Origin of the sequence: Glaciihabitans sp. dw_435, assembly GCF_018449675.1 — a bacterium.
Taxonomy (GTDB): domain Bacteria; phylum Actinomycetota; class Actinomycetes; order Actinomycetales; family Microbacteriaceae; genus Glaciihabitans.
The window spans coordinates 121,873-143,394 of record NZ_JAAVUZ010000001.1 but is presented as its reverse complement, the minus strand read 5'-3'; the positions used below and the strand labels follow the sequence as shown (position 1 = coordinate 143,394).

21 protein-coding genes and 1 tRNA gene are annotated in these 21,522 nt (G+C 67.5%); 11 read left to right on the top strand and 11 right to left on the bottom strand.

The window, feature by feature from the left end; genetic code table 11:
- Nucleotides 1–35: 35 nt before the first annotated feature.
- Nucleotides 36–791, top strand: coding sequence for an SDR family NAD(P)-dependent oxidoreductase (locus tag HB677_RS00605; protein WP_213813720.1), 756 nt, complete (start codon nt 36–38; stop codon nt 789–791).
- On the opposite strand, the gene HB677_RS00600 is transcribed toward HB677_RS00605, so the two are convergent.
- From HB677_RS00600 to HB677_RS00575, 6 genes are all read right to left on the bottom strand, one after another.
- Complete coding sequence (locus HB677_RS00600; protein WP_213813719.1) at nt 785–1,075, bottom strand: hypothetical protein; 291 nt, start codon at nt 1,073–1,075, stop codon at nt 785–787. The genes HB677_RS00605 and HB677_RS00600 overlap by 7 nt on opposite strands.
- A gap of 87 nt (nt 1,076–1,162) precedes the next feature.
- Nucleotides 1,163–4,753 carry a transcription-repair coupling factor gene (mfd, locus tag HB677_RS00595; protein ID WP_213813718.1) on the bottom strand — a complete coding sequence of 1,197 codons (3,591 nt, stop codon included), beginning with the start codon at nt 4,751–4,753 and terminating at the stop codon, nt 1,163–1,165.
- 10 nt (nt 4,754–4,763) lie between these two features.
- Complete coding sequence (locus HB677_RS00590; RefSeq protein WP_213813717.1) at nt 4,764–5,669, bottom strand: NAD(P)-dependent oxidoreductase; 906 nt, start codon at nt 5,667–5,669, stop codon at nt 4,764–4,766.
- 49 nt (nt 5,670–5,718) lie between these two features.
- Nucleotides 5,719–6,312 (bottom strand): aminoacyl-tRNA hydrolase, encoded by a 594-nt coding sequence (pth, locus tag HB677_RS00585; RefSeq protein ID WP_213813716.1) that lies wholly within the window; start codon nt 6,310–6,312, stop codon nt 5,719–5,721.
- Between the two features lie 26 nt (nt 6,313–6,338).
- Nucleotides 6,339–6,941 (bottom strand): 50S ribosomal protein L25/general stress protein Ctc, encoded by a 603-nt coding sequence (locus HB677_RS00580; RefSeq protein WP_213813715.1) that lies wholly within the window; start codon nt 6,939–6,941, stop codon nt 6,339–6,341.
- A gap of 227 nt (nt 6,942–7,168) precedes the next feature.
- On the bottom strand, nt 7,169–8,218 hold the full coding sequence (locus tag HB677_RS00575) for a D-2-hydroxyacid dehydrogenase (RefSeq protein WP_213813714.1): 1,050 nt from the start codon (nt 8,216–8,218) through the stop codon (nt 7,169–7,171).
- Between the two features lie 201 nt (nt 8,219–8,419).
- Here HB677_RS00575 and gndA point away from each other — a divergent pair, with 201 nt between their 5' ends.
- On the top strand, nt 8,420–9,877 hold the full coding sequence (gene gndA, locus HB677_RS00570; protein WP_213813713.1) for an NADP-dependent phosphogluconate dehydrogenase: 1,458 nt from the start codon (nt 8,420–8,422) through the stop codon (nt 9,875–9,877).
- Nucleotides 9,878–10,157: 280 nt separating this feature from the next.
- On the top strand, nt 10,158–10,526 hold the full coding sequence (locus HB677_RS00565) for a hypothetical protein (RefSeq protein ID WP_213813712.1): 369 nt from the start codon (nt 10,158–10,160) through the stop codon (nt 10,524–10,526).
- A gap of 122 nt (nt 10,527–10,648) precedes the next feature.
- On the opposite strand, the gene HB677_RS00560 is transcribed toward HB677_RS00565, so the two are convergent.
- The 3 genes from HB677_RS00560 to HB677_RS00550 all read right to left on the bottom strand — a co-directional run bounded on the left by HB677_RS00560 (nt 10,649) and on the right by HB677_RS00550 (nt 13,746).
- The gene (locus tag HB677_RS00560) at nt 10,649–11,623 is read right to left on the bottom strand and encodes a ribose-phosphate diphosphokinase (RefSeq protein ID WP_213813711.1); all 975 of its coding nucleotides are present in this window, start codon (nt 11,621–11,623) and stop codon (nt 10,649–10,651) included.
- 63 nt (nt 11,624–11,686) lie between these two features.
- A complete protein-coding gene (gene glmU, locus HB677_RS00555; RefSeq protein ID WP_213813710.1) occupies nt 11,687–13,120 on the bottom strand; it encodes a bifunctional UDP-N-acetylglucosamine diphosphorylase/glucosamine-1-phosphate N-acetyltransferase GlmU in 1,434 nt (477 codons plus the stop codon).
- Nucleotides 13,121–13,134: 14 nt separating this feature from the next.
- On the bottom strand, nt 13,135–13,746 hold the full coding sequence (locus HB677_RS00550; RefSeq protein WP_213813709.1) for a YdeI family protein: 612 nt from the start codon (nt 13,744–13,746) through the stop codon (nt 13,135–13,137).
- A gap of 72 nt (nt 13,747–13,818) precedes the next feature.
- Here HB677_RS00550 and HB677_RS00545 point away from each other — a divergent pair, with 72 nt between their 5' ends.
- The gene (locus HB677_RS00545) at nt 13,819–14,556 is read left to right on the top strand and encodes an alpha/beta hydrolase (protein WP_213813708.1); all 738 of its coding nucleotides are present in this window, start codon (nt 13,819–13,821) and stop codon (nt 14,554–14,556) included.
- A 14-nt stretch (nt 14,557–14,570) separates the two neighbouring features.
- On the opposite strand, the gene HB677_RS00540 is transcribed toward HB677_RS00545, so the two are convergent.
- A tRNA-Gln gene (locus HB677_RS00540) sits at nt 14,571–14,645 on the bottom strand.
- Between the two features lie 115 nt (nt 14,646–14,760).
- On the opposite strand from HB677_RS00540, the gene HB677_RS00535 reads away from it, so the two are divergent.
- Nucleotides 14,761–15,252, top strand: a complete 492-nt coding sequence (locus HB677_RS00535) for a MarR family winged helix-turn-helix transcriptional regulator (protein ID WP_213813707.1) — start codon at nt 14,761–14,763, stop codon at nt 15,250–15,252.
- A gap of 141 nt (nt 15,253–15,393) precedes the next feature.
- Here HB677_RS00535 and HB677_RS00530 read toward each other — a convergent pair whose 3' ends face one another.
- Nucleotides 15,394–17,205 carry an ABC-F family ATP-binding cassette domain-containing protein gene (locus tag HB677_RS00530; protein ID WP_213813706.1) on the bottom strand — a complete coding sequence of 604 codons (1,812 nt, stop codon included), beginning with the start codon at nt 17,203–17,205 and terminating at the stop codon, nt 15,394–15,396.
- 107 nt (nt 17,206–17,312) lie between these two features.
- Here HB677_RS00530 and HB677_RS00525 point away from each other — a divergent pair, with 107 nt between their 5' ends.
- The 6 genes from HB677_RS00525 (at nt 17,313) to HB677_RS00500 (ending at nt 21,503) form a co-directional block, all read left to right on the top strand.
- A complete protein-coding gene (locus HB677_RS00525; RefSeq protein WP_213813705.1) occupies nt 17,313–17,858 on the top strand; it encodes an MOSC domain-containing protein in 546 nt (181 codons plus the stop codon).
- A gap of 40 nt (nt 17,859–17,898) precedes the next feature.
- The gene (locus HB677_RS00520) at nt 17,899–18,960 is read left to right on the top strand and encodes an NAD(P)-dependent oxidoreductase (RefSeq protein WP_213813704.1); all 1,062 of its coding nucleotides are present in this window, start codon (nt 17,899–17,901) and stop codon (nt 18,958–18,960) included.
- Complete coding sequence (locus tag HB677_RS00515; protein ID WP_213813703.1) at nt 18,961–19,641, top strand: glycosyltransferase family 2 protein; 681 nt, start codon at nt 18,961–18,963, stop codon at nt 19,639–19,641.
- Between the two features lie 58 nt (nt 19,642–19,699).
- A complete protein-coding gene (locus tag HB677_RS00510; protein WP_213813702.1) occupies nt 19,700–19,945 on the top strand; it encodes a hypothetical protein in 246 nt (81 codons plus the stop codon).
- A 233-nt stretch (nt 19,946–20,178) separates the two neighbouring features.
- Complete coding sequence (locus tag HB677_RS00505) at nt 20,179–20,820, top strand: DUF2064 domain-containing protein (protein WP_213813701.1); 642 nt, start codon at nt 20,179–20,181, stop codon at nt 20,818–20,820.
- Nucleotides 20,817–21,503: a bifunctional 2-polyprenyl-6-hydroxyphenol methylase/3-demethylubiquinol 3-O-methyltransferase UbiG gene (locus HB677_RS00500; protein WP_213813700.1), complete on the top strand. Its 687-nt coding sequence runs from the start codon at nt 20,817–20,819 to the stop codon at nt 21,501–21,503. The genes HB677_RS00505 and HB677_RS00500 overlap by 4 nt, the downstream gene beginning before the upstream one ends.
- Nucleotides 21,504–21,522: the final 19 nt, after the last annotated feature.

Here is a 21,522-nt window from a genome sequence, read left to right as displayed (position 1 = left end):
GACGGACCAACAGTCGAATAGAAGGAAAATCTCCCATGGCCCAGTACGACGTCGCCAACCGATCCGCAATTGTGACGGGTGCCGCCTCCGGCATCGGTAAGGCAATCGCCCTCGAACTCGCCGCCAGCGGAGCATCCGTTGTGGTCGCCGACCTGAAGCTGGAAGCCGCGCAGCTCGTGGTCGACCAGATCGTCGCAGCTGGCGGAACCGCCACGGCCTTCGCCGGTGACGTATCCGACCCCGAGGTCTCCGTTGCCCTCGTCGAGGCCGCCAACAAGCTTGCTCCCCTGAAGATCGCGGTCAACAACGCTGGCATCGGCGGAGAAGCCAAGACCATCGGCGACTACTCGCTCGACAGCTGGCGCAAGGTCATCGAGATCAACCTCAACGCCGTCTTCTACGGCCTCCAGGCCCAGCTTCCCGCCATGGCCGCCAACGGCGGCGGATCCATCATCAACATGGCGTCGGTTCTCGGCAGCGTCGGCATCCCCATGTCATCGGCGTACGTCACCGCCAAGCACGGCCTGGTCGGTCTCACCAAGAACGCAGCACTCGAGTACGGCGCCCAGAACGTCCGCACGAACGCGGTCGGCCCCGGCTTCATCCACACGCCCCTGGTCGACGCCAACCTCAGCGACGAGGCGCAGTCGGCACTCGCCGCCAAGCACGCCCTCGGCCGTCTCGGCCAGCCCGAGGAAGTTGCGGCGCTCGTCGCGTTCCTCGCCAGCGATGGAGCGTCGTTCATCAGCGGCAGCTACCACCTGGTTGACGGCGGCTACGCGGCTCAGTAATTCCTGCGGCGGGCGGTCGTGGATGATGCAGCTCCATGGCCGCCCGCCCGTGCGCGCCGCAGGCTGCGGTAGACGCTCAGGCTCGCCATCAACAGCACCGCAGAACTCACCAGCACCGCAAGCCACACCACGAGCGTCACCAGGGACACCGATCCGGGCTGCTGATCCGCCGCGGTTAATCGCGCAGCGAAGTAGCCCACGAGTCCGATGGCGCCCAGCACTCCGACAGCCGCGACGACCATTGCCGCGCGAATCTGCCGTGATGCCCTGCCCGGACCACTCATGTGCCTACGGTCGCACCGCAGCCGCTCCCGCGCGAGGGGCTTGCGGCACCGGGGACGCGACGCCACACTACCGCGACGCCGACGGGCTTACGCGCTGGGCGCGACCACCACGGGCTCCGGGAAGATTGCCCCGAGCAACTTCGTTGCCCACTCGATCAGCTCGGCATCGCCCATCTCCGCCGGCATGGTGACGTTGACCACGCGGGGAGCCGCGAAGTACTTCGATCCCGGGTACATCCGCTGCAACCGCACCTGAATCGAGTCCGGCAGATCTGCCGGCGCGATCCGCAACTTGCCGCCCATGGCGACGAGCTCGCTGAGCCCTGCCTTCTGTGCAGCACGCCGCAGCCGCGATACCGCGATCAGCGTCGTGACCTGCTCGGGCGGTTCCCCGTAGCGATCGGTGAGCTCTTCCAGAACCGAGGTCAGTTGATCGTCGGATGCCGCGGGCGCACTGGCCGTCGACAGCTTCTGATACGCCTCCAGACGCAGACGCTCGCTCTCCACATAGTCTTCGGGGATGTGCGCGTCGACCGGCAGCTCCAGGCGCAGTTCGGTCTGACCCTCGGCGACGTCTCCGCGGAAGGTGGACACCGCTTCACCGATCATCCGCAGGTAAAGGTCAAATCCAACGCCCGCGATGTGACCCGACTGCTCGCCGCCCAGCAGGTTACCCGCACCACGAATCTCGAGGTCCTTCAGCGCGATCTGCATGCCCGACCCGAGGTCGTTGTTGGCAGCGATGGTGCCGAGCCTGTCGTGGGCGGTCTCGCTCAGCGGCTTGAGCTCGTCGTACAGGAAGTACGCGTACGCCCGCTCGCGCCCACGCCCCACGCGGCCACGCAGCTGGTGGAGCTGCGACAGTCCGTACTTGTCGGCACGGTCGATGATGAGCGTGTTCGCGTTCGCGACATCCAATCCGGTCTCGATGATGGTCGTCGAGACGAGCACATCGAACTTGCGCTCCCAGAAGTCGACCATTACCTGTTCGAGCACGTGCTCCGGCAGCTGTCCGTGGGCGACGGCGATGCGTGCCTCGGGCACCAGCTCGGCGAGCTGTGTCGCGATCCGGTTGATCGACGAGACGCGGTTGTGCACGTAGAAGACCTGGCCCTCGCGCAGCAGCTCACGCCGGATGGCGGCGCTCACCTGCTTGTCGGAGTACGGCCCCACGAACGACAGGATCGGGTGACGGTCCTCCGGCGGCGTCGCCAGCGTCGACATCTCGCGAATACCGGTGACCGCCATCTCGAGCGTGCGCGGAATCGGCGTCGCCGACATCGCCAGGATGTCCACGTTGGTCTTCAGCTTCTTCAGCGCGTCCTTGTGCTCGACGCCGAAACGCTGCTCCTCGTCGATGATGACGAGTCCAAGATCCTTGAATTTGATGGATGACCCGAGCAGGCGGTGAGTTCCGATGACGACGTCAACGGTTCCCTGCTCCAGCCCGTCCATCGTCTCCTTCGATTCCTTCTCCGTCTGGAACCGGCTGAGGGCACGCAGGTGCACGGGGAATCCGGCAAACCGTTCGGTGAACGTCTCCATGTGCTGGCGGACGAGAAGCGTCGTCGGAACGATCATGGCGACCTGCTTGCCGTCCTGCACGGCCTTGAAGGCTGCGCGGATGGCGATCTCGGTCTTGCCGTAACCGACGTCACCGCTAATGAGGCGGTCCATCGGGATGGGCCGCTCCATGTCGGCCTTGACCTCGTCGATGGTGGTCAGCTGGTCGGGGGTCTCCGCGAAGGGGAAGGCCTCCTCCAGCTCACGCTGCCACGGGGTATCCGGGGAGAACGCGAAACCTCGGGACGCCATGCGTGCGGAGTAGAGCTTGACGAGCTCGACGGCGATGTCACGGACGGCCTTGCGGGCCTTGTTCTTGGCGCCGGCCCAGTCGGAGCCGCCCATCTTGCTCAGCCCCGGGGCCTCTCCCCCGACGTACCGGGTGAGCAGGTCGAGCTGGTCGGTCGGGACGTAGAGCTTGTCACCGGGCATGCCGCGCTTGTTGGGGGCGTACTCGATGAGCAGGAACTCGCGCTGGGTCTTGACGGCATTGCGGCCACCGCTGGAGACCTCGCGCTGCGTCAGCTCGAGGAACTTGCCGATGCCGTGGGTCTGGTGCACCACGAAGTCGCCGGTCTTCAGCTGCAGCGGGTCGACGACGTTCTTGCGCCGCACCGCGAGCTTCTTGACCTGGCGGCTGTCGTAGCCGGCCGTGCGGCCGTAGAACTCGCCCTCACTGAGCAGCGCCAGCTTGATCTCGGGCAGTTCGAAGCCGGCCTCGACCGACGCCTTCAGCAGGTAGACGATGCCCGGCTCGGGATCGAGCGGGAAGGTGTCGACGATGCGTGCGGCAACCTCGATCTCACCAAGGACGTCGGCGGCGCGTTCCACGAGACCCGCGCCCTGGGCGACAACGGCGACGCTCCACCCGTCCTGTGTGAGGTCGCGCACGTGCTCGAGTGCCCCGGTGGCCTGCCCCGAGAAGCTGGGCACGGCGATCGCGCCCACCCGGAGGTAATTGTCATCGCTGACGATGGACTCGAGCGTCTGCCGGGCGGCGGTCGCGTCATCCACCGGCGCAATTCCGGCGTTGAACTGGCTGAGGGTCCACCAGGCGCGCGTGCCGGCCGCCTCGCGCAGCCCCCCGAGGGTGAGGAAGTCACCCGAGTCCAGGTCGATGGGAGCCTCGGCGCCGGCAACGGCGGCGTTCCACGCGGCGCTGAGGAACTCGCGGTTGGTCTCCACGAGGCTGACGGCGCGGGTCGCGACCTTCTCCGGCGCGAGGATGGCGATCGCCGCGTTCGCGGGCAGGTAGTGGGTGAGCGGAACGAGATTGTGCACGAGCGCGGGAGCGAGCGACTCCATGCCGTCGACGGGGATGCCCTCGGCGATCTTGGCGAGCATCGTGGACAGGCTGGGGAACTCGTGCTGCATCTCGCGCGCACGCTGGCGCACGGGTTCGCTCAACAGCATCTCGCGGCTGGCGGGCAGTTCCGCCTCGGCGACGACCTCGGGCAGGCTGCGCTGGTCGGCGACGGAGAAGTAGCGCAGCTGCTCCACCTCGTCCCCGAAGAACTCGGCGCGCACCGGGTGCTCGTCGATGGGCGAGAAGACGTCGAGGATGCCACCGCGCACGGCGAACTCTCCGCGACGGGTCACCATGTCGACGCGCGTGTACGCGAGATCGACGAGCTGGCGCCCAATGGCGCTCAGGTCGTAGCCGCGGCCACCGGCGGTGAGCACGAGCGGCTCGAGGCTCGTGAGGTTGTCCGCCAGCGGCTGCAGCGCGGCCCTCACGCTGGCGACGAGAATGAGATGACCGGATGGCTCTGCCTCCCAGGCCTTCACGCGACGCAGGGCGTCGATGCGGCGGCCGACGGTCTCGGCGCTGGGGCTCAACCGTTCGTGCGGGAGCGTCTCCCAGGCGGGGAAGTCGATCACCGTTGCGGTCGGGAGGACGGCGGACAGCGCCCCGCGCAGCGCCTCGGATTCCCGCCCGGTAGCGGTCACCGCGAGCAATGCCTGCGGTCCGCCGCGACGCTCGAGGAGAGCTGCCATCAGAGGGGCGCGGAGGCCATCGACGAGAGAGAAGTCGGCGCTACGGCCGGAGTTTTCGAGGGCGAGCCCGAAGCTGTGGGCGCGCGAAACCCCCTGAATTAAACCTTCGAGTATCACTTGCCAAAGTCTAGGCGGCTACTCCGACATCCGCCCGCGTGTTCGCTGAGGGGAGACCGGCGGGAAGGCACGGGTATCCGGGGGTCCAGCCCAGATCGTTGCGCGCCTTGTCGGTCGACATCCGCAACGACGTCGACACGATGATCTGCGAGCCGAACGGTGCGAGCGACCGCAGGAATCCGTTGGGCAGCTCGAGCGGCGGACGGAATCCGTCGAAGAGTGCCTGCGCCGTCTGCAGGTCGCGCCAGGAGGCGTCGCTGTCGTCGGCGATGTTGTACGACTGTCCGCGCCAGTGGCTCTCCACGGCGAGCACGGCGGCAGCGGCGGCGTCATCGGCGTGAACGATCGGCAAGCTGCCCACCCAGCGCCGCGGAATCGGCGGGATGCTGGTGGCTCCGGGTGCGTAGATGAGGCCGTACCGCAGGGTGATGCCGCCGAAGGCGCGCACCTGCTGTTCATGGCGGATGACTCCGAGCAGAACTTCATCGTTGGCAGTACCGTCGGGTTCTCCGAAGGGTGCGGACTCGGTGACCTTCTCGTCGCCGTGATCGCTGAAGCCATAGCCGTAGAACGGCGATGCCGCGACGAACTTCTTGGCGCCGAGTCGGCGGGCGGCAGCGATGAGGGTGCTGGTGCCTTCCGCGCGCTGGCGGTTGAGGGTGCGCATGCCCGCATAACCGGACGGGAAGGAGACGGCTGCCCCGATCTCATCGATGACGGCATCGGCGGTGAGACCGTCGAGGGCCTCAAGGAATGCGCGGCGGTCCGAGACATCCGCCACAATCTCCTGCGCACCGGTGCCCGCGAGTGATCCGGCGCGACGCGTGATGCCGAGCACCTCGTGTCCGGCGTCGCGAAGACGTCGCACCACATGGGTACCGACAGTGCCGGTTGACCCGGCCAGAAGAACACGCATTCTCCTACGTTAGGTGACGGAGCGTGCAGAAAACCTGTAAATGCCGGTATTACTTCTCTGTGGTACTGGTGTGCCACCGCAGTTGCGCCGCGCTGAGTCCCTCACGCGCGATCTGTTCGATCGCGTCGGCGGCGTCGGAGAGCAGGTTGGGCAGAACCTTGCGCTCCTCGCCCGAGAAGTCCTTGAGCACATAGTCGGCGGCGGGCTGTCGTCCGGGCGGACGGCCAACGCCGACGCGCACGCGGGTGAAGTCGCCGGTGCCGAGCGCGGCGATGATGTCGCGCACGCCGTTGTGACCGCCGTGACCGCCACCGAACTTGAGACGGAGGCTGTCGAAGGGGATGTCGAGCTCGTCGTGCACCACGATCAGATGCGAGGGGTCGATCTTGTAGTAGTTCATGAGGCCGGCGACCGGGCCACCGGAGACGTTCATGAACGTCGACGGCTTGGCCAGAATCAGCCGCGGACCCTCGATGCCAGTGCGTCCCTCGGCGATCGATGAGTTGGTGCGGTGGGACTTGAACGACGACGACACACGGTCGGCGAGTTCCGCGAGCACCATCTGGCCCACGTTGTGACGATTCCCGGCGTAGCCGGGCCCGGGGTTACCGAGCCCGACTACGAGCCACTGGTTAGAGTCCACCGGCGGTTTCGAACGGAAAAAGCTAATTACTCTGCAGCGGGAGCGGCGTCAGCGGCGGGAGCTGCCTCGGAGTCCTCACCGAGGTCGGCCTCACCCGGGGTGACGACGTTGACGATGAGGAGGTCCTCTTCGCTGATGAGCGTCGAACCGGACGGCAGCTCGATGTCCTTGGCGAAGATCTGCGTGCCATCGGCGGCGCCTTCGATGTTGACAACGAGAAACTCGGGGATGTGAGTCGCCTCGGCCTCGATGGAGACCGTGTTGTTCTCCTGGTTGGCGACGGTACCGACGACCGGCTCGCCCTCGATGCGCACGGAGATGTCAACCGTGACCTTCTCGCCCTTGCGGACAACGATGAGGTCGAGGTGCTCGATGATCGCGCGTACCGGGTCCTTCTGCACATCCTTGACGAGCGCGAGCTGGGTCTTGCCAGCGATGTCGAGCTCGAGGATCTGGTTGGACTTACGGATGATGAGGGCAACCTCGTGACCCGGGAGGGTCACGTGCTGCGGGGTGGTGCCGTGGCCGTAGATGACGGCGGGGATCTTGCCGGCGGCGCGAATCTTGCGAGCCGCTCCCTTGCCGAAGGACGTGCGCAGCTCAGCCGCGAGGTTGTTGTTGTCAGCCATGATTTTCTCCAATTGCCGGACCGGCAGGCCCGTTTCGTATGTGTTCTGTAAAGAACGTCTCAACTCGAACGCATGTCAGCGTGAGGAAGACCGAAGCCTGCTCCACCGCGTCGATCACGGAACCGCTGGACTGTGACGTCCGGTGTGCGATTCCCTCGCCGAAGTTCTGGCGGCCCAAATACGCGCAAAACGCTTTCAGGCCAGTGTGTGAGTCTAGCGCACTGGCGCTAGTAGAACTCCACGGTGTTGACCCGATTGATCAGGGGTCGCCCCTCGATCAGCCGGGTGGCGTTCTCGGCAACGATTTCGGAGATCAGGCGGTCCTCCCCCGGGTGCAGCGCACTCGTGTGCGGACTGATCAGCACGTTCGGCAACGTCCACAGCGGGCTGTCACCCGCCAGCGGCTCGACCGCCACCACATCCAGCGCGGCAAATCCGACCCGTCCGTCCCCCAGCGCCTCGATCAGCGCGTCCTCGTCGACGGTGTTGCCGCGGCCGACATTGACGACGATGATGCCCGGCTTCACGCGCGCCAGAACGTCACGACTGAGCATTTTTTCCGTAGCGGATGTCCCGGGCAACGCCAGCACGATGGCATCGGCCGACCCCGCGACATCCGCCAGCTCCTCGACTCCCACGATCCGCTCGACCCCCGGGGCGTCCACCTGCCGGCGGTGCACGCCGATGACGCGAGCGCCCAACAGCGAGAACTTGCGCGCGACGGCCCGCCCGATGCCGCCGAGACCGACGACCACGACAGTCTGATCGGCCATGATGCCCATGTTCCAGCGCGGGATCCACTCGCCGCGGGCCTTGGCCGCCTCGAGCCGGGGCAGGTCCTTGAGGCCCGCGAGCAGTCCGAAGAGGGCGAACTCGGCGAGGGGCTCGGCGTGCACACCACCGGACTGGGTGAAGGCAATGCGCTCGAGGGCGTCTGCGGGGAGGTGAGCAGCCTTGACCTGGGCGCCGCCGCCGGCGGCGGTCGTGTGCACCCAGCGCAGCCCGGGATTGCTGGCGACCACGTCGGCGAGGGCGAACGACGACTCCGCCGGCAGGCCATAGAGGGCATCGGCGGAGTTCATCAGCTCGTGCAGGCGGGCGTCCTGTGCGGGGGTGCGGGTGAACGACGGATCGCCGTGGTGGTCGCCGCCGTACATCTGGGTCGGCAGCAGGCTGTGGTCCCGCACCACCTCGACGCGGGGCTCACGCTGTTCGATGAATCGGCACAATTCCTCGCTCAGCGGGCTCGCGATTACCAAGCGAAGTTGTGTGTTCATCGATCGTTACCCCTGTTTCGTCGTAGCCCTGTGACCTTATCGCGCACAGCGTAAACAGTTCGGTCGACCGGTTTTGGGCGTGTGCTTCTTGGTAGTTTTAGGAGTACTCCAGCGGCTTCGGCGCTCCCGACATCCAGCCGTCTGCCCTTTTTGCGGCCGTTGGTTCGGTAGCTCAATCAGTAAGCGTCAGGAGACGGATTCATGGCGGATTCACCGCAGGCACAAGCAAACATCGGCGTCGTCGGGATGGCGGTGATGGGCTCGAACCTGGCCCGTAACCTCGCCAGCCGCGAGGGCAACACCGTCGCGATCTTCAACCGTTCGTACGAGAAGACGCAGACCGTCCTCGACGAACACCCCGAGGCCGAGTTCGTTCCGGCTCACACCTACGAAGAGTTCGCTGCCTCGCTGAGCAAGCCGCGTGCCGCAATCATCATGGTCCAGGCGGGCAAGGGCACCGACGCCGTCATCGACGAGCTCGTCAAGGTCTTCGAACCGGGCGACATCATCGTCGACGGTGGCAACGCGCTGTTCACCGACACCATCCGCCGCGAGAAGGCTGTGCGCGAGACAGGCATCAACTTCGTCGGCGCCGGCATCTCCGGTGGCGAAGAGGGCGCGCTGCTCGGCCCCTCGATCATGCCCGGCGGTTCCGCCGAGGCGTGGGAGACCCTCGGTCCGATCCTCAAGTCCATCGCCGCGGTCGTTGACGGCGAGCCCTGCGTCACCCACGTCGGCACCGATGGCGCCGGCCACTTCGTCAAGATGATCCACAACGGCATCGAGTACGCCGACATGCAGCTCATCGGTGAGGCCTACGACCTCATCCGTCGCGGCACCGGCAAGACGCCGGCAGAGATCGCCGACATCTTCACCGAGTGGAACAAGGGCGAGCTCGAGAGCTACCTCATCGAGATCACCGCAGAGGTGCTGCGCCAGGTCGACGCGAAGACCGGCAAGCCCCTCGTCGACGTCATCGTCGACCAGGCCGGATCCAAGGGAACCGGCGTCTGGACCGTGCAGACCTCGCTCGACCTCGGCATCCCCGTGTCGGGCATCGCGGAGGCGGTATTCGCCCGCTCCGTGTCATCCAAGCCCGCCCAGCGCGCGGCCGCTGCCAACCTCCCCGGCCCGACGGCCAACCCCGTCGAGGACGTCGACGGCTTCATCGAGGGTGTGCGCCTCGCGCTCTACGCCTCGAAGGTCATCGCTTACTCGCAGGGCTTCGACGCGATCGTCGCGGGCGCGGAGCAGTACAACTGGGACATCAAGAAGGGCGAGATCGCCAAGATCTGGCGCGGTGGCTGCATCATCCGCGCACGCTTCCTGAACCGCATCACCGAGGCGTACGCCGAGGACCCGGGACTCGTTTCCCTCGTCACCGCGCCGTTCTTCACCGATGTTGTCGCCAAGGCGCAGGACTCGTGGCGCAACGTTGTCGCCGACGCCGCCCACGCGGGAATCCCGGCACCGGTGTTTGCCTCCTCGCTCGCGTACTACGACAGCCTGCGCGCCGACCGCCTGCCGGCCGCGCTCACGCAGGGCCAGCGCGACTTCTTCGGAGCGCACACCTACAAGCGCATCGACGCCGAGGGCACCTTCCACACGCTGTGGAGCGGCGACCGCACCGAGATCGAGTCGGCAGGTAGCTCGCACTAGTACGAGGCACCACTCGCGCCACCCGGGCTTCGCGCCCGGACCCGGCGGAAGATCACGACAAGCGGCGGAAGTTACGACTCCCGCCGCTTGCTGCGTTCTCTCGCCAAAGCCTGCGTTAACTCCCGCCACCCGGGGACGACTCCCGCCACCCGGGAGGACGCCCGCCGCCCGGGAACAACTCCCGCCGCTTGCACGGGCGCCCGCGGCCGGCTGAGATCTGGGACGTCGCACAGAGATCACCCACCGCTGCGACGGGGGTCCGTGCGACACTGGACTGGCCATGAGTGTTTACGACGAAGAGCCCGAACTCGCCGGGTACGAACCGCACGGGGAACGCCCGCTGCGCAGTCGACGGCAGCTCGTTGTTCTCCGGGTGATCGTGATCGTCGGACTCGTCGGGCTGGTTCTGCCCGGCATCGTCACCACGGTCAGCGTGTCCAGCTCGACGGCCCAGGCCAGCTGCGCGATCTGGGTGCGATACTCCGCTCCCGATGCGCCGGGGTCACAGGCCCGCTTCGAAATCTTTGGTGCCGGAGGTGTCGGCTGGGAGTGCTACACGGTTGGCGCGTTCGGGGGCGACCGCCACGTGGCATCCATTGGGCTGATTCCCGGCACGCCGAAAATCCCGACCGGCGGCCAGGATACCTAGACCTCCCGAGCGCGGGGCGGATGACCCTGCGCCGCGGCAGAGCGCCGTGCGAGAGACCTCGCGCCGAAGTGCAGCCCGGTGTCAGTGCCGCGCCGAGGTACGACGCGGGAATGCCGCAGTGGTTACGCGGCTCCGTCGAACATCGAGGTGACGGAACCGTCGTCGAAGACCTCGTATATCGCGCGGGCGATGAGCGGCGCGATCGGGAGCACGACGAGCGACGGGAAGCGCTTCTCCTCGGGGATCGGCAGGGTATCGGTGACGACGACGGAGTCGATGAAGTCGCTCTGCAGCAGCTCGGTGGCGGGGTCGGAGAACACCGCGTGGGTCGCCGCGACGATGACCTTGGTGGCGCCGGCATCCTTGAGCGCCTGCGCGGCCTTCACGATGGTGCGACCGGTGTCGATGAGGTCATCGACGATGAGGCACACTCGGCCATTGACCTGGCCGACGATCTCGTGAACGGAGACCTGGTTGGGCACGAGCGGGTCGCGCCTCTTGTGGATGATCGCCAGCGGGGCATCCAACTTGTCGCTCCAGATGTCGGCGACGCGAACGCGGCCCATATCCGGGGAGACGACGGTGAGGGTGGAGTTGTCGAGCTGCTGGAAGTGCTCGAGCAGAACGGGCATCGCAAAGAGGTGATCGACGGGGCCGTCGAAGAAGCCCTGGATCTGCGCGGCGTGGAGGTCGACGCTCATGATGCGGTCGGCGCCGGCGGCCTTATAGAGGTCCGCGACCAGGCGGGCGCTGATCGGCTCGCGGCCGCGACCCTTCTTGTCCTGGCGGGCGTACGGGTAGAACGGGGCAACGACGGTGATGCGCTTCACGGAGGCGCGCTTGAGGGCGTCCACCATGATCAGCTGCTCCATGAGCCACTCGTTGATCGGGTAGGTGTGGGACTGAATCACAAACACGTCGGCGCCACGCACGCTCTCGTCGTAGCGCGCGTAGATCTCTCCGTTGGCGAAGGTGCGGGCGTCCGTGTGCACCACGTCCGTCTCGAGGTGCGCGGCGATGTCGATGGCGAGCTGCGGATGAGCGCGACCCGACACGATCACGAGTCGTTTTTGTCCGGTGACTTTGATCTCGGACACGTGTCCCGCTTCCTGCCGGTGAACCGACGCTGTTGCTTCAGTCTGTGATGTCCGACGAACTTGCTAGTCGGTTTCCCCGGCGGATTCCGCCGCGGCTTTCGCCGCCGCCGTTCCCGCGCGGTTGGTTTCAACCCAGCCGGTCATGTTGCGCTGCGGAGCCACGTTGATGGCCAGTGCACCCGCTGGAACGTCCTTACGGACTACGGTTCCGGCACCTGTGTAGGCTCCGTCACCAATTCTAACGGGGGCGACGAACACGTTGTGCGACCCGCTACGAACATGAGAACCGATCACTGTTGCCGACTTGTTCACGCCGTCGTAGTTGGCGGTGATCGTGCCCGCTCCCACATTGGACTCGACGCCCACGGTGGTGTCGCCGATGTAGCTGAGGTGCGGCACCTTGCTGCCATTACCGATGCGCGAGTTCTTCGTCTCGACGAACGTGCCGATTTTTCCGTTGTCGCCGAGGTAGGTTCCCGCCCGCAAATAAGCGAAGGGACCGACGGATGCGCCTGCGCCGATGACTGCGAGCGTGGCATCCGTTCTCCGCACCGTCGCACCCTCACCGATCTCGCAGGTGTCCAGGCTGGTGTCGGGGCCGATCTTGGCGCCCCGCTGAATGATCGTGGGGCCGGTGATCGAGGTACCGGGAAGGATTTCGACGTCCTCACCGATGGTTGCCTGCAGGTCGATCCAGGTGGTGTCGGGGTCAAGAACCGTCACGCCGGCCAGCTGCCATCCGCGCACGATCATTGAGTTGAGGCGCCTCGCGGACTCGGCAAGCTGCACGCGGTCGTTGACCCCGTTGACGATCCAGCTCTCGCTGACCGGCACGGCCCGCACGGTGGCGCCCGAGGTGCGGAGGAGTTCGACGACGTCGGTGAGGTACTTCTCGCCCGACGCGTTGTTGGTGTTGATGTAGCCGAGCTGTGCGCGGAGCTCGGCGATGCCGAAGACATAGGTGCCCGAGTTGATCTCGGTGATCGCCAGCTCGGAATCGGCGGCATCCTTCTGCTCGACGATGCGGTCGAGGTCCCCGGCGCCGGTGCGCACGATGCGGCCGTAGCCGGTGGCGTCGTCGACGTGTGCGGAGAGGATCGTGGCCGCGGCCTCGCGTTCGCGGTGGGCGGCGATCAGGCTCTGGATGGTGGCCGCATTGAGCAGTGGCACGTCACCGCTGACCACGACAACGTCGCCGGTGAATCCGGCGGGAAGCGCCGCAAGGGCAACCTCGACGGCCCGGCCGGTGCCCGGGATCTCGTCCTGGTCGACGATGATCGCCTCGGGAAGCAGCTCGGTGATGGAGGCGGCGACCCGGTCGCGGTCGTGACGAACGACGGCGACCACGAAGGCGGGAGCGAGCTCACCGGCGGTGGCGAGCACGTGACCGATGAGCGGCACACCGGCGAGCATGTGCAGAACCTTCGGCGTTGCGGACTTCATGCGGGTGCCTTGTCCTGCGGCGAGAACAATGACAGCGAGATCGGGATCGGTCATAGTCTCATTGTTGCTTATGGCGACGGTGCCCGATCAACGAGCAGGGCGATCTGCCGGGCAATGCGTTTCTCGCGTGTGGCGGGCGTCGCCGCGGTGATCACGGGGTGCAGCACCGAATACCGCTCGCTGCTGCTCAGCTCCGCGAAGGCGGCCAGCGCGGCAGGGCTTTCCGCCAGCGCGGCGGCGAGATCCTCCGGGATCTCCACGGTGGCCTGTCCCGCGTACGCCCTGTCCCAGCGGCCATCATCCTTCGCCCGGGCAATCTCCGCGTGGCCGCGGGCCCGCATGCGCTCCTGCGCGATCAGGGCCGCGACGAGATCGAGGTTGCGCAGTGACCAGAGCGAGCGCTGCCGGCGCGGGGTGAAGCGCTGCAGGAACGTGGTCTCGTCATATCCCTTGCGCTGCCCGTCGATCCATCCGCTGCACAGGGCCTCGTCCAGCGCCTCGGCGTAGGTGGCCGACGTGGGCTCGGTGACGCCCTTCTTGGCCAGCCGCAGCCACACACCGTCGCTCGAATCCTCGTTCGCGTCGAGCCATCGCCGCCACGCCGCGACGTCGGCGAGCACCAGGTGCTCGGGCGGCGGGGGCGGCCCGACAGCCCCGGGCCCGACGGCGGAATCGCTCATGAAGCCAGCGTAGGCGCGCCCCACGACAGTGACATACTGCAGAATCGGTGAACCGACCACGATGGGAGACCGATGACTTCGGACGACACCGCGCCCACCGCGCCCCGCTTCCTGTTCCTGCACGGGTGGGAGAACTTCCGCCCCGAGGGCCACTGGCAGCACATCGCGGTGACCGAGCTGCGCTCGCGCGGCTACCTCGTCGAGTATCCCCAGCTGCCGGACGCGAACACCCCGACGGTGGCGGCGTGGACGGACGCGGTGGATGCCGCGCTCACGCGACTCGCGACCCCGGATTCGCCGTCCGCCGGCGATCCGTACGGCGCACGCGTCACCGCGCCCGCGCCGATCGTGGTGGTCGCTCACAGTCTGGGATCAGCGCTGTGGCTGGCGGTGCGGCCCGGCACCACACCGGTGTCCCGCGCACTGCTGGTCGCAGCCCCGGCGCCCGAGGTGCTGCTGTCATTCCCCGAGGTGGCCGAGTTCGGCGCGCTTCTCGCCGAGCGGGTCGCGGCGGTCGCGGGCTCCCGTGCGGGTGCCGGCGCTGGTGATGCCGCCGGCGCCGACTCTGGCGTCGACCCCGCCGCATCACCGGCGCCGTGGGCCGCCGACAACGTGATCCTCGTCGGAAGTGACAACGACCGGTTCAGTCCGGCCGGTCAGCGGGCGCATTTCGGCGATGCCTTCGGGCTGGAGACCGTCGTCATTCCGGGCGGCGGACACCTCGACGTGACCGCGGGCTACGGCGCGTGGCCGTCGATCGTGGAGTGGTGCGTCGACCCCGGGTCATCCATCACCGCCCGGAAGCCCTGAACCCACCACCGGGGTGGCTCCGCCTCCAGGATTCGAACCTAGTCCTAACAGCTCCAAAGGCTGTCGTGCTGCCGTTACACCAAGGCGGAACGCGCCATGACGCGCGCATCAAGTCTGCCAGATGACGGGCGGAACGCTTCATCCGCTCTCTATCTCAGGCTCACGCGCCGTTTCGGCCCACGGAGGCACCGGGATAATAGGCACATGCCAGCTAACGACGAAGTCGACCGCATCGTCGACGCGTGGACGCGCGAGCGCCCCGATCTCGACTTCACGCCCCTCCAGGTGCTCAGTCGTGTCGGCAGGCTCGCGCGGCACCTCGAGCGTGCGCGGAAGACGGCGTTCGGGGCGTCCGACCTCGAGCTGTGGGAGTTCGACGTGCTCTCAGCGCTGCGTCGCGCGGGGTCGCCGTACGAGGAGAGCCCCAAGGCGCTGCTGCAGCAGACCCTCGTCAGTAGTGGAACGATGACCAACCGCATCAACCGGCTCGTGGAGCGCAGGCTCGTCGAGCGCCGCACTGACCCCAACGATGGGCGCGGGGTGCTGGTGCGGATGACCGAGCGGGGACGGGAACGAGTGGATGCCGCGATCAGCCAGCTTCTTCGTGCGGAGTCCGAGCTTCTCGATGGCCTGTCCACCGCCGACCAGGAGCGGCTCAGCGGCCTGCTGCGAAAGCTGAGTCTCGACTTCGACTGACGCGCGCCCGCAATTTTGGGTGGCGGGAGAAACTGGCGGTTGGCGGGAGTCGTAACTCCCGCCGCGCGCTTTTTTCTCCCGCCAAAACCTGCGTTTTCTCCCGCCACACGGAAAAAGATCTCGCGGGCGGACGTGCGGGGGTTAGCCGAGCAGCTCGGTGAGCTCCAGCCAGCGGAACTCGACCTCGGCGACGTTCTCCTGCAGCTCCTGCAGTTCACCGGAGACCTTGGCAAGTCCCTCGTAGTCGCCCTGATCGTGCGTCGACATCACCAGGTGCAGCTCGGCGATGCGCGCGTTCAGCTTCTCGACCTTGCGGCCGGCGGCGGACAGCTCCTTCTCCGCGGCACGCAGCTCCGCGCCCTTGGGGCGGTTGCTGTTGTGAACGGGTTTGGGCTTCGAGGGAACGTTCGCCGCGACATCCAGTGCCTTGATCTGGTCCGCACGCAGTTCGAGGTACTGCTCGACTCCGCGGGGCAGGTGGCGGAACGCGCCGTCCATGACGGCGTACTGCTGGTCGGTGACGCGCTCGAGCAGGTACCTGTCGTGCGAGACGACGAGGAGCGTGCCGGGGTACGAGTCGAGGAGGTCCTCGATCGCGGCGAGCATGTCGGTGTCCAGGTCGTTGGTGGGCTCATCGAGGATCAGCACGTTCGGCTCATCGAGGATGATCAGCAGCAGCTGGAGTCGACGCTTCTGGCCACCGGAGAGTTCGCGCACGCGGGTAGAGAGCTGGGCGGAGGCGAAGCCGACGCGCTCGAGCAGCTGCGTGGGGGTCATCTCCTTGCCGCCGGCGACGTAGGTGCTCTTCTGGCGTCCGAGGACCTCGCTGACACGGTCATCCCAGATGTCCTCGAGCTCTGCCAGCTGCTGGGTGAGCGTGGCGACCTTGATCGTCTTGCCGCGCTTGACCCGGCCGGTGGTCGGAAGCAGGGTGCCCGAGACGAGGCTGAGCAGCGTGCTCTTGCCCGCACCGTTGACGCCGAGCACGCCCGTGCGCTCACCGGGGGCGATGCGCCAGGTGACGTTCTTGAGAACTTCCTTGATCGCACCGGTCGTCTTGTCGGGGTACGAGACCGAGATGTCCTCGAGGTCCACGACGTCCTTGCCGAGGCGCTGCATGGCCATCGACGCGAGCGTGACCTTGTCGCGGGGCGGCGGCTCGTTCGCGATGAGTTCGTTGGCCGCGTCGATGCGGAACTTCGGCTTGGTGCTGCGGGCGGGTGCTCCGCGGCCGAGCCAGGCGAGTTCCTTGCGCATCAGGTTCTGGCGCTTGGATTCGGATGCCGCGGCAGAGCGGTCGCGTTCGACCCGCTGCAGGATGTACGCGGCGTATCCACCCTCGAAGGGCTCGATGATCTGGTCGTGGACTTCCCACGTGTCGGTGCACACCTCGTCGAGGAACCACCGGTCGTGAGTGACGACCATGAGTCCTCCGGAGTTGGTGGACCAGCGGCGCTTGAGGTGCTCGGCGAGCCAGGAGATACCTTCGACGTCGAGGTGGTTAGTGGGCTCATCGAGGAAGATGATGTCCCAGTCACCGACGAGCAGCGCGGCGAGGCCGACGCGGCGACGCTGGCCACCGGAGAGCTCGCCCATGCGGGCATCCCACGGGATGCCGCCGACGAGTCCCGAGATGACGTCGCGCACGCGGGCGTCGCCCGCCCACTCGTACTCTTCGCGGTCGCCGACGATCGCCTGGGAGACCACGAGGTCATCGTCCAGTTCGTCCGCCTGGTCGAGCATGCCGAGGGTGACGCCGCCCCGGCGGGTGACGCGGCCATTGTCGGGCTGGATGCGGTCGGCCAGCAGACGCAGCAGCGTCGACTTTCCGTCACCGTTGCGGCCGACGACGCCAATGCGCTGGCCCTCGTCGATGCCGATGGTCACGTCGTCGAAAATAACGCGTGTTGGATACTCAAGGTGCAGGGATTCCGCCCCGAGGAGATGTGCCATAAGGAGCCCAAGTCTACCGGGCGGCCCCGGGAGACCGCCGCGAGCGCCCCCGGACGCACGGATCGCCCTCCCGCGCTCCGCGCCGGGCACCGGGATACCCTGTCTGCATGGTCGATCTGCCGTATTCGCGCGAGGTCGACGTCGTACTGCTGCTCGCGTCATCCACTCACCGTTATGAAGGCCGCCCCGCCGACGGCCCGCTGCCTCCGCGGGACACCGAGCCCGAATCGCGCGACCACATCGAGTTCCGGGCGGGACTCGGCGTTGTCGGCGACCGCTACTTTGCTAAGCCGGCGCATGTGCACGCGTCGGTGACGGTGATGGCCGCCGAACAGCTCGATCGCGTTGCCGACGAGTTGGGGACGGGGCGGATGCTCGATGCCACGGCAACCCGGCGCAACATCCTGCTGCGCGGGGTCGATGTTGACGGCCTTCGCGGGGCAACGTTCAGTCTCGACACGGGCGCCGGTCCCGTGGTGTTTCTCGCGAACCGCCCGGCGAACCCCTGCGCATGGATGAACGTCATGCTGGCCGAGGGTGCGCACAAGGCGCTGCGCAACCGCGGTGGGATGCGGCTCGAACCCCTCACCGACGGCTCGCTGAAACTCGGCCCCGCGGTGATGCAGGCCAGCGTTCCACTGGGACCGGCGTGAGCCGGGCACACCCACATCCCAACGCTGGAAGACTGTGCAGATGAGCGAGCTGAAACTCCTGATCACCGGCGGCGCCGGATTCATCGGCGGAACCATCGTCAGCGCGGCCCTCGACCGCGGCTGGAGCGTGCGGGTGCTCGACTCGCTTCGCCCCGACGTGCACGGTGGCGAGCCGACGATCGACCCGCGGGTCGACTTCATTCGCGGCGACGTGCGTGACCCCGACGCGGTCGCCGCCGCTCTCGACGGCATCGAGGTCGTCTGCCACCAGGCGGCCAAGGTCGGGCTGGGTGTCGATTTTGCGGATGCCCCGGACTACGTGTCTTCGAACGATCTGGGCACCGCCGTGCTGCTGGCCGGCATGTCCGCCGCGGGCACAGCCCGGCTTGTCGTCGCCAGCTCGATGGTCGTATACGGCGAGGGCGCCTACCGCGGGGCATCCGGCCCCACCCGTCCCGCACCGCGCGTGGTCGCCGATCTCGACGCCGGCCGCTTCGACCCGCTCGACGAGCAGGGCAACCCGCTGGTGTCCGAACTCATCGACGAGGACGCGCCGCTCGATCCCCGCAACGTGTACGCGATCACCAAGCTGAGCCAGGAGTACCTGTCCACCAACTGGGCGCGCAACACGGGCGGCACCGCCGCGGCCCTGCGGTACCACAACGTGTACGGGCCGGGCATGCCGCAGAACACCCCCTACGCCGGGGTCGCGTCGTTGTTCCGCTCGTCGCTCGAGCGCGGTGAGGCACCCCGGGTGTTTGAGGACGGCGGGCAGCGTCGCGATTTCGTGCACGTACGGGACGTGGCATCCGCCAACATCGCGGCCATCGAGTGGACCGCGCGCGCCGACGCCGGTGCCTTCCGCGCGTTCAACGTCGGCAGCGGTGACATCCACACGATCGGCGAACTGGCGGAGCAGCTGAGCCTGCACACGGGCGGCCTGGATCCCATCACCACGGGCGAGTACCGGCTGGGCGACGTGCGGCACATCACCGCGTCATCCGCCCGCCTGAAAACCGAGCTCGGGTGGAGCCCGTCGATGTCGTTCGAAGACGGCATGCGCGAGTTTGCGACCGCTCCCCTGCGCGCGGCGGTGCGCTAAGTGACGCCGCCCCCCGCACTCGTCGACGTCGTGCTGCCCTGCCTGAACGAGGAGTCGGCCCTGCCCTGGGTGCTCTCCCGCATGCCGGAGGGATACCGCGCCATCGTCGTCGACAACGGCTCGACCGATCGCTCGGCAGAGGTCGCCCGGGAACACGGCGCCACCGTCATCACCGAACTGCGGCGCGGATTCGGTTCCGCCGCGCATGCCGGCTTGCTCGCGGCGACGGCTCCCCTCGTCGCGTTCTGCGACGCGGATGCCTCGATGGACCCGCGAGACCTGCACCTCGTCGTGGATCCCGTCGCGGCCGGCGAGGTCGACCTCGTGCTGGGTCGCCGGCGCCCCACCACCCGTGGGGCGTGGCCGCTGCACGCCCGCATCGCCAACCGTGCGCTCGCCGCGCTCATGCGGGGTGCGACCGGGCTGCCGCTGCACGACCTTGGGCCCATGCGTGCGACCCACCGCGAGGCGATGCTCGCCCTCGACCTGCAGGATCGCCGCAGTGGGTACCCGCTCGAGCTCGTGTTGCGCGGGCACGCCGCGGGCTGGAGCATCCGCGAGGTCGACACCCCGTACGCCCCGCGCATCGGGCGCTCGAAGGTGACGGGCACCCTGCGCGGAACCGTCACCGCGGTCAAGGACATGTCACGCCTGCTCGCCGAGGAGCGTCGCGCGAAGTAGCGCCGCCGGGAACACCGACCTTGCTCCGGTACGCTGGCCACAAATCTAGGGAGAAGTTATGTCTGAGTACGTTTTCGGCGGCGCGAGCGATATCGACCGTGCCATTGGACTCCTCGTTGCGCTGGACAACGCGCAGCGCAACGCCCTCGCGGTGCTCGAGTTCGACCAGGCCATCGAAGAACTGCAGCAGCAGTACGAGAAGAGCCTCGCCGACCCGAGCTACGTTCCCGACAAGGACTTCGTCGAGCGCCTGAGCGGCTACCTCGCGATGGCCGACGATCATGAGAACCCCGAGCTCGTCTAGCCTCACCCGCACGCCGCCCGCACGCCGGGCATCACCAACGCCGTCCCTCCTGGGGCGGCGTTTGTGCGTGGCGGTGCCATCCGTTTGAGGCAGGGCTCCGAATAGCTCTACGTGATCCAAGACACAGCAGCACGACCCATCCACTGCTCCACACGGCTCCTCATCATCCCGGCGCCCGGCTCAGATGTGCACCGTCTCGGCACGCGTATCGCGACAGGACAGGGAGCACACTCATGACGACACTGGTGATCATCGCCAAGGAAACCATTGCGGGCAAGGTCAAGACCCGCCTGCACCCGCCGCTGAGCCTGGAGCAAGCAGCGGAGGTCGCCGCGGCGTCGCTGGCGGACACGTTCGACGCGGTGGCAGCGGTTCCCGCCACGCGCCGCATTCTCTTCTTCGATGGATTCCGTCTTCCGCCCGGGGCGCGCGGCTACGAGGTAGTCCACCAGCCGTCCGGCACGCTCGATGAGCGTCTCGGTGCGATCTTCGACACCTGCGACGGGCCCACAGTTCTCATCGGAATGGACACCCCGCAGGTGTCATCCGCTCACCTGGCGCCCGCCTTCCAGCGCTGGCCCGACGACATTGACGCCTGGTTCGGACCGGCGACCGACGGCGGTTTCTGGGCCCTCGGCATGGCCGAGCCGCGCGGCGACCTGATCCGCGGCGTCGAGATGTCGAAGGCGTCCACCGGACGCGACCAGCTCGCGCGCCTCACCGGTGCCGGCCTGCGCGTCGGGATGCTGCCCTGGCTGACCGACATGGACACGATCGGCGACGCAGAAGATATCGCCGCCGAGCAGCCGTTCGGTCGCGTGGCATCCACCCTCGCCAGCTTCTCGGCGATCTCCGCACCCCGGCTCAGCGCATGAGCATCGCGCTCGCGACCCGCACCTTCGGGTCGGGCGGTGCGGAGCCGTACGCCGAGGCGCTGGTCACCAGCGAGCCGGTTTACCTTGTCCTGACGGAGAACAACCCGCAGGCGCCGGTCAGCCGGTCGACGCTCGACGTCTCCCGCTGGACAGCCGAGGCCGACGACATCGATCGCCGCCTGCTGCTCGCGGTCACCGGGCCCGTGCTCGATGTCGGCTGCGGCCCGGGACGCATGGTGCGTGCAGCCATGGATCTCGGCATGGACGCGCTCGGCATCGACGTCTCCCCCGCCGCGATTCGGATAGCGGATGACGCGGGGCTGCGGGTTCTCGAAACCTCGATCTTCTCCGCGCTGCCGTCCGAGGGACACTGGCAGACCGTACTTCTCGTCGACGGCAACGTCGGCATCGGCGGAAACATCGCTGCACTGCTCGCGCGCTGCGTGGAGGTTCTCGCCCCGATGGGCGAGATCGTCGTCGAGGTGAACCCGGACCGCAACCACTTCCGCACCGGAAACGGCACCCTCGTGGGGTCGTCAGGTTCGGAGAGCGAGTCATTCCCCTGGTCGGAGGTCGGCCTCGACCACCTCGTGCGCCTCGCCGCCGCCCGCGGCCTCGCTCTGCGCCAGTCCTGGCAGCTCGGCGGACGCAGCTTCTGCCGCCTCGCCAAGATCCGCCCGTAGCTCGTCGCGCCCGCTTCGG

Coding starts and splice junctions, on each gene's coding strand:
- HB677_RS00525 (WP_213813705.1), top strand. CDS start 17,313: ATGGTCGATCTGCCGTATTCGCGCGAGGTCGACGTCGTACTGCTGCTC.
- glmU (WP_213813710.1), bottom strand. CDS start 13,120: ATGACCGATCCCGATCTCGCTGTCATTGTTCTCGCCGCAGGACAAGGC.
- HB677_RS00580 (WP_213813715.1), bottom strand. CDS start 6,941: ATGGCTGACAACAACAACCTCGCGGCTGAGCTGCGCACGTCCTTCGGC.
- HB677_RS00500 (WP_213813700.1), top strand. CDS start 20,817: ATGAGCATCGCGCTCGCGACCCGCACCTTCGGGTCGGGCGGTGCGGAG.
- HB677_RS00505 (WP_213813701.1), top strand. CDS start 20,179: ATGACGACACTGGTGATCATCGCCAAGGAAACCATTGCGGGCAAGGTC.
- HB677_RS00565 (WP_213813712.1), top strand. CDS start 10,158: ATGAGTGTTTACGACGAAGAGCCCGAACTCGCCGGGTACGAACCGCAC.
- HB677_RS00590 (WP_213813717.1), bottom strand. CDS start 5,669: ATGCGTGTTCTTCTGGCCGGGTCAACCGGCACTGTCGGTACCCATGTG.
- HB677_RS00575 (WP_213813714.1), bottom strand. CDS start 8,218: ATGAACACACAACTTCGCTTGGTAATCGCGAGCCCGCTGAGCGAGGAA.
- HB677_RS00605 (WP_213813720.1), top strand. CDS start 36: ATGGCCCAGTACGACGTCGCCAACCGATCCGCAATTGTGACGGGTGCC.
- HB677_RS00600 (WP_213813719.1), bottom strand. CDS start 1,075: ATGAGTGGTCCGGGCAGGGCATCACGGCAGATTCGCGCGGCAATGGTC.
- HB677_RS00510 (WP_213813702.1), top strand. CDS start 19,700: ATGTCTGAGTACGTTTTCGGCGGCGCGAGCGATATCGACCGTGCCATT.
- HB677_RS00520 (WP_213813704.1), top strand. CDS start 17,899: ATGAGCGAGCTGAAACTCCTGATCACCGGCGGCGCCGGATTCATCGGC.
- HB677_RS00545 (WP_213813708.1), top strand. CDS start 13,819: ATGACTTCGGACGACACCGCGCCCACCGCGCCCCGCTTCCTGTTCCTG.
- HB677_RS00530 (WP_213813706.1), bottom strand. CDS start 17,205: ATGGCACATCTCCTCGGGGCGGAATCCCTGCACCTTGAGTATCCAACA.
- gndA (WP_213813713.1), top strand. CDS start 8,420: ATGGCGGATTCACCGCAGGCACAAGCAAACATCGGCGTCGTCGGGATG.
- HB677_RS00550 (WP_213813709.1), bottom strand. CDS start 13,746: ATGAGCGATTCCGCCGTCGGGCCCGGGGCTGTCGGGCCGCCCCCGCCG.
- HB677_RS00535 (WP_213813707.1), top strand. CDS start 14,761: ATGCCAGCTAACGACGAAGTCGACCGCATCGTCGACGCGTGGACGCGC.